This is a genomic window from Klebsiella sp. NPDC088457, from assembly GCF_044900465.1.
GTDB lineage: Bacteria > Pseudomonadota > Gammaproteobacteria > Enterobacterales > Enterobacteriaceae > Klebsiella.
On record NZ_JBJDNH010000091.1, the window covers coordinates 1 to 6,119 of the forward strand.

The following is a 6,119-nucleotide window of genomic DNA, read 5'->3' on the forward strand; positions in this document are numbered from 1 at the left end:
CAAATCGACGGTTTAACTCTGACCACAGAAACTGTCAGCCCGGAAGCGACCTTTGACCCGGTGCCTCAGGCTGAGAACCTGTTACGGAAGAGTGGCGCAAACATCATCGAGAAAGGACAAAACGCCTTTTTCAGCCCATCAACTGATGAAGTATGGTTACCGGAGCGCCATCTGTTTTCGGATGCGGCTAACTTCTACGCTACCGGCCTGCATGAGCTGGTCCACTGGAGTGGGGGTAAAAAACGTCTGAATCGTGAAATGAAAGGGAAGTTTGGCAGTGCGGATTATGCAGAGGAAGAACTGGTGGCGGAGCTGGGAAGTGCTTTTCTGATGGCGGACCTGGGGATTGATGGAGGGGTACAGCATGAAAGCTATATTGCTTCCTGGCTGAAAGCGCTGAAAAACGACAAGCGTTATATTTTCAAAGCGGCCAGCGCCGCCTCTAAAGCACATCGTTAAGCGTGTGTCCTGATTTATACACAGTATCGACGCTTGGTTATAGCAGACATTATCACGTAGCCTATCATGCCAAACTTGATATCAAGGCTATAGAGACGGTAAATATAATTACAGCAACAGCCGAGGCTAGGTTTAACCTTAATATACAACACTGGCGACTGCTCAAATGCAGCCGTTCCGCTACAACGGCGAAATAGCCACCTTTAGGAACAACCTGAAAGCAATGCAAATGATGTAATTACATATTAAAACGTTTCTTAACTTCACCAACCTCGTAATGAATTAGCTGGACATTACTGTTCCCCCTCAGCGAGTACCTCGTTAATTCTTTCGCGCTGGTTCTTTGCAGGTACTTCCCGGTTTACGAGCCACAGTGCTAATCCAATAAGAATGCCACCAATAGCCTGCATCCAGGAAATGGATGCATTCAAAATGAAATAAGCAAGAATGACGGTGAATAACGGTGCCAGGAATAGGAATCCACTGGTCCTTGTTGCACCTCCTTTCCTCAAAGCAACAAACCAAAGGCCAAAAGATCCCGTAGATGCTGGAATAGCAAGCCAGAGAAACCAGCCCCATTGCTCATGTGTTACGGCAGCAGGCCAGTGCTCGCCATTGATATAGGCAATAATCAGGACAGCAACAGCTCCTATCAACATTTGCCAAAAGCTCAATGCCCATGTACCAAATGGCAGAGCCGCTCGTTTGTTAATTAGTGTCGCAGCCGCCCAGCAAAGTGCAGAAACAATACCGATGATTTCACCAGTTAGTGTGGTACCGCCAGAAAAGATGGACGGCCTGATGCCAATAGCAAGAGCGACACCAGCAACACCTAAAAGAAGACCCAGTATCCTTGCACGATGCAGGCTTTCTCCCAGAAAAATTCGGCCCAGAACAGCTACCCAGATTGGGTTAGTGAAAAGCAAAATGGCGGCGGTTGATGCAGATATAAACTGCATAGCCCAGAACAGAAGCCCCATAACAGCCGCTGTCTGGAGCAAACCTATCAATATTACTAGTATAAAATCGCGCAAGCATGCTTTAGCTGGTAAAAGTGCCGCTACGAATTTTCGCTCACCAACCAGAACCAGGGGAATCGTCGCTAAAGCCGCAGTAAAGAAACGCCAGCCGATCAGGATCATGGGCGTGAAACCCTGCTGGAGCAGGATTTTCCCTGCAACAAAACTGGACCCCATCAGGAAGGTTGACGCGACAAGGGTGATAAAAAATCCAACCTGGGAACGTGTTGAGGCATTAGAATGAAGTGACATCAATGCAGCTCCTCTCTATGTGTTGTAAATTGCGTTATGCACGCGGCAAGCGCTTCTGGTGCATCTTCCGGCAGAAAATGTCCTGCCTCCTCAATAATGGTTATCTGAGCATTAACCATTTTCCGGGCCAGACGCTCTCCGAGTTGTAGCGGCTGGAACGTGTCCTTTCTGCCCCAGATGATGAGCGTTGGTAGCGCCAGCTTTTCGATACGCTCCATACATGAAGAAAGTTCTTCCGTTCGCAGAGCCCGGGCAGCACGAAGATAAGCGTGCCTTCCCTCGATTCCATGGAAAGGTCGTTCATAGGCGTCGATAAATTCGGGGGTAATCTGCTCCGTGTGGAACATTCCACGATGAAAAGCTTTAGCAAATCCTGTCCTGAGCTCGAAATCCGGCGCACCCAGAATCCCATCCCAGATTGGATCTTTGAGTCTGGAGATCCCAGGCTCAGGAAAGGAGTCGTAGAGGATTGAATCAATCAGGACGAGGTGATCCACCATGCCTGGATGGTTGATAGACAAAAGTTGAGCAATGCCCCCGCCAATATCGTGGCCAATGATCGTCCCGCACTCCCATCCCAAAGCTGAAAGCATCTCGAAAACGATTTCTGATTGAGCCTTGATTCCAAGGTCAGCATCTGTAGGTTTCCCAGAATCGCCATAACCGAGTAGGTCAATAGCAAAAACTTCATGCCCCGATTCAGTAAGAAGGGGTGTGACATTTCTCCAGAGATGACGACTTGTAGGGATGCCATGAATCAGAGCAACAGGACTTCCATGGCCGTAACGGGAATATGCAACACGACTACCTGCGATGTTTAGAAAGCCATCTTCGATAATCTTATTCATAGCAACACCTTCTTAAGGTTGAGAGTTCTGGAAAAATATCGGCAAGAGCTTCGAAAGCTTTGCAGATAACAGAATTGCAAGAGAGGCAGCCAGGCCCCGAAGTAGCTTCAGCCTTTATGGGCTTCACTGTGTGGTACTGGTTTTTCTTGAATTAAAATTCAAGAAAACTATAGCTTCAAGTTGCTATCATGGCAATGTATGATTGGGCTAACTGAAAAATTCTTGATTAATGAGTCATCATTTTTATGGGACGTATACGAAGTTTTGATCTCGAAAACGTACTTGAGCATGCGATGGACACTTTCTGGGAATGGGGCTATGAAGGAGCTGGCATGCAAGAAATCTGTCGTGTGACTGGACTCAACCCCGGCAGTCTCTACGCAGCGTTTGGCGACAAACACGGGCTGTTCATCGAAGCGCTCAAGCGCTATATGGCTGCTGCATCACGAGAGACAATCGAGCGTCTGAACAGCACGCCCTCTGGCCGGGAAGGGATCACCAATTACTACGCAGCGCTCGTTGATTCGATGCTTGATGGCAAGCGGCGATGGGGATGCCTTGTGACGAATTCCATTGTGGAATTTTCCATGAGTGACCCACAAATCAGTGAAGCCTTTCAACTCCACCTCGCCAGGCTAGAGACAGCGTTATCCGGTGCGATCGAGCGGGCAAAACGAGCAGGGGAACTTGTGAGGGATGTCAATGCTTCCGAAGCTGCTGCATTCTTGGTTTGCACGACACAAGGGCTTAATGTCCTGGCAAAAACCCGTCCTGACAGAAACACGCTGGAAGCCATCACACGACATGCGTTTGTGGCTGTTGGATTCAAACCCTAGACCTCAACCTTTTGGGTTGGGGAATTTTTGGTGTTGTATTCGCTGTGTATCGATTCCTTAACACAGGCATTTTCCTGCGAGGGGATATTCTCCTGCGCTGTTGCCTTTAACGACCATAACAATCCACTCGTAGTATCGGCATCCAACAAAGCGTTCAAAGGCTAATCACTGCGATTCCGGCTAGCACTACCACTGCACCGGCAATGCGGCGCGCCAGATGATTTTCACGAAACAGCCAGTACGAGAGAAGAGAACCGACAATGATGGAAGATTCCCTGAGAGGAGCGACGAGTGCCAGTGGCATGCTCTGCATGGCTGTCAGCACAAGGATGTAGGCAAGTGGAGAACATACAGCAATAATAAGGATTGGGATGATATCCACACGTACAGCAGTTGGAATGCGATATCGTCGCCGCATCGCCCCAGGGGTAAGAATCAGACTCTGTAGCAGGAGTGTGCTGGCGTAGTAACTCACTGGATCCAGGTGTAGAGAGATTATCGAATAACCATCCCAGAGGGTATAGCCAGCGATGGCGGTGCCTGTCGCTGCCCCCCATATCATTCCTTTAAGTGGCCGGCTTCCGCTCCTGAATGGATTGCCGGTGACAACGAAAATACCAGCGATAACGAGAAGCGCGCCGAGTAAAGCGCTTGCTGAAAGCCGTTCCCCCATCAGAAGGGTTGCAAACAGTATCGTCAGAACCGGTCCGCTCCCCCGGGCAATCGGATAAACAACACCAAGTTCGGCGCGCTCGTAGCCAGCCTGCAAGATTAGAGAATAAGCGATATGAAGCGCAGATGAGATAACTGCCCCGACTGCGAGTCGCCAGTCGAGCTCCTGTTGTCCCTCAACTGTCAGAATGAGGCTGATCGGAACCCACAACAATGCTGAGGCACAGCTGTAGGCCCAGACGAACACGAGTGTGTCTTCCTTCTTGTATTTTGAGGCTATATTCCATACTGCATGAGCTACTGAAGCAGTAAGAATCATCGCAACCGTGCTGAACTGCATCAGGACATATCCGGCAAATCAATACCCGCCCGTTCAGCCCTGCGACTTTGTTCTTTATCCCGCAGAGTGAGAGCAGCGACCAGCGTATCAATAACGACGAGCTGGGCCAGTCGACTGCCGGCAGCGGCCATCTGTGCCGGTAGTGGCGCTCCGCCAACCACGAGCGAAACGTTGGCGAGTGTCGCCAGTGGGGTATCGTACTGGTTAGTTATTGCGATAAGCGATGCTCCGGCCGAGGATGCGGCATCAGCAACGGCGAGTGTGGATGATGTGCGACCTGTCGAGCTGACGACGATCATCACGTCGCCTGAACCAAGGAGTCGAGCAGCAATCATCGCTGATAAATAATCCTGGATACTGATGGTTATCACCCCCGCCGTCCGCAGACGAAATACAGCATCAGCGGCAACCGTCGCAGAGGGGCCGGCACCAAATGCGAATACCTGGCATGCGCTCTGGATTAAATCGACCGCCTCATCAAGGGCGGAGATTTCAATAGCACCGCTGAGCGCAGTCAGCGCGTCTGCACCAGCACGAACTGATGTTTCCAGCACCGATGCCAGCGTCGCATCCGCTGTGAGAACTTCAGGCGGTGCAAAGAACCGGGCAGTACCACGAGCCCGGGCAATCTCTATCTTAAGTTCAGTGAACCCGGTGAACCCGATCGCTCGTGCAGCGCGTATTACTGTCGGCGGTGATACACCTGCACGGGCGGCAACCTGTGCTGTCGTGCTGGTACCGACAAACAAAGGATCGACAAGCAGGAGATCGACAACTTTAGCCTCACTTGTAGCGAGGTCGCCGCTTCGGGCGTGAATGCTGCCAAGCCATTGCTGTAATCGCTGCTCGCTTTCTGAAACTCTGTTACCATTTTCTTTTTTCATGTGTAATATATTACCTTCCCTTTGCGAAGGGCACAACCATCACGTAAGTAGATTCTGTTACAAGGAGTCCGCATCATGAACGCTGAAATCAATACGGTTGTCGCTGTTGTTGGTCCGGGTGCCATCGGCACCACAGTCGCGGCGGCGTTATACGAAGTCGGCCGCACACCATTGCTGTGTGGACGTACTCCCCGCGATCACCTGACCCTGCAAGACGGCGACCGCTTTATCACCGTACCCGGTCCGGTACAGACGAATCCGGCGCAAATTACTCGCACAGCCGATCTTGTCTTTCTGGCAGTCAAGTCCACACAAATCGACGCGGCAGCAGAATGGCTCAGGGCGTTGACCGGCCCGGAGACGGTTGTATGCGTGCTTCAGAACGGGGTCGAACAGCTGGACAGGCTCGCGACGTACTCTCTGCCCGGACAGATCGTTCCCGCTGTCGTATGGTTCCCTGCGCAGGCGCAATCCGACGGCTTGGTACGCTTGCGTGGCGACGCGCGCCTGAGCCTGCCAGACACGTCAGCTTCCCGCGTAGTGGCCACAGTGCTGCAAGGCACGTGGTGCTCCGTAGACTTGGCCGCGAACTTCAGCTCGCTGGCCTGGCGCAAGCTGATGCAGAACGCAGTGGCTGGACTCATGGCACTCACGCACCGACGCTCGGGCATGTTCGGTCGCGCTGACATCGCCAGGCTTACGCTGGCTTATTTATGTTACCAACGGTGCGAAAGTGATCCATATCCGACGCCTGAAATTAGATCCAGGGGTTAATCTGCTCTCCTGATTCGGGAGAGCTTATGGTCACT

Annotated in this window: 7 protein-coding genes; 3 read left to right on the forward strand and 4 right to left on the reverse strand. The window is 51.5% G+C overall.

The window, feature by feature from the left end; genetic code table 11:
• Positions 1-459, forward strand: a 459-nt coding sequence (locus tag ACI2JR_RS27690; protein ID WP_462480032.1) for a zincin-like metallopeptidase domain-containing protein, incomplete at its 5' end; no start/stop codon positions are given.
• A 293-nt stretch (positions 460-752) separates the two neighbouring features.
• Here ACI2JR_RS27690 and ACI2JR_RS27695 read toward each other — a convergent pair.
• Together ACI2JR_RS27695 and ACI2JR_RS27700 are read right to left on the reverse strand one after the other, a co-directional pair.
• A complete protein-coding gene (locus tag ACI2JR_RS27695; protein WP_462480033.1) occupies positions 753-1,730 on the reverse strand; it encodes a DMT family transporter in 978 nt (325 codons plus the stop codon).
• Positions 1,730-2,578, reverse strand: coding sequence for an alpha/beta fold hydrolase (locus ACI2JR_RS27700; protein ID WP_462480034.1), 849 nt, complete (start codon positions 2,576-2,578; stop codon positions 1,730-1,732). Before ACI2JR_RS27700 ends, ACI2JR_RS27695 begins: the two co-directional genes overlap by 1 nt.
• A gap of 293 nt (positions 2,579-2,871) precedes the next feature.
• Here ACI2JR_RS27700 and ACI2JR_RS27705 point away from each other — a divergent pair, with 293 nt between their 5' ends.
• Entirely contained in the window at positions 2,872-3,414 is a 543-nt protein-coding gene (locus tag ACI2JR_RS27705; RefSeq protein ID WP_462480038.1) for a TetR/AcrR family transcriptional regulator, read from the forward strand.
• A 154-nt stretch (positions 3,415-3,568) separates the two neighbouring features.
• Here the strand turns inward: ACI2JR_RS27705 and ACI2JR_RS27710 are convergent, their stop codons facing one another.
• Both ACI2JR_RS27710 and ACI2JR_RS27715 read right to left on the reverse strand, forming a co-directional pair.
• Complete coding sequence (locus ACI2JR_RS27710) at positions 3,569-4,426, reverse strand: DMT family transporter (protein ID WP_462480035.1); 858 nt, start codon at positions 4,424-4,426, stop codon at positions 3,569-3,571.
• Positions 4,426-5,310: a MurR/RpiR family transcriptional regulator gene (locus ACI2JR_RS27715; RefSeq protein WP_462480036.1), complete on the reverse strand. Its 885-nt coding sequence runs from the start codon at positions 5,308-5,310 to the stop codon at positions 4,426-4,428. Before ACI2JR_RS27715 ends, ACI2JR_RS27710 begins: the two co-directional genes overlap by 1 nt.
• 75 nt (positions 5,311-5,385) lie before the next feature.
• On the opposite strand from ACI2JR_RS27715, the gene ACI2JR_RS27720 reads away from it, so the two are divergent.
• Positions 5,386-6,084: an oxidoreductase gene (locus ACI2JR_RS27720; RefSeq protein WP_462480037.1), complete on the forward strand. Its 699-nt coding sequence runs from the start codon at positions 5,386-5,388 to the stop codon at positions 6,082-6,084.
• The last annotated feature ends 35 nt before the right edge of the window (positions 6,085-6,119 follow it).

Bases quoted from the DNA above. Each gene is read 5' to 3' on its own strand.
- ACI2JR_RS27695 (WP_462480033.1), bottom strand. From the start codon at position 1,730: ATGTCACTTCATTCTAATGCCTCAACACGTTCCCAGGTTGGATTTTTT.
- ACI2JR_RS27710 (WP_462480035.1), bottom strand. From the start codon at position 4,426: ATGCAGTTCAGCACGGTTGCGATGATTCTTACTGCTTCAGTAGCTCAT.
- ACI2JR_RS27705 (WP_462480038.1), top strand. From the start codon at position 2,872: ATGGACACTTTCTGGGAATGGGGCTATGAAGGAGCTGGCATGCAAGAA.
- ACI2JR_RS27700 (WP_462480034.1), bottom strand. From the start codon at position 2,578: ATGAATAAGATTATCGAAGATGGCTTTCTAAACATCGCAGGTAGTCGT.
- ACI2JR_RS27715 (WP_462480036.1), bottom strand. From the start codon at position 5,310: ATGAAAAAAGAAAATGGTAACAGAGTTTCAGAAAGCGAGCAGCGATTA.
- ACI2JR_RS27720 (WP_462480037.1), top strand. From the start codon at position 5,386: ATGAACGCTGAAATCAATACGGTTGTCGCTGTTGTTGGTCCGGGTGCC.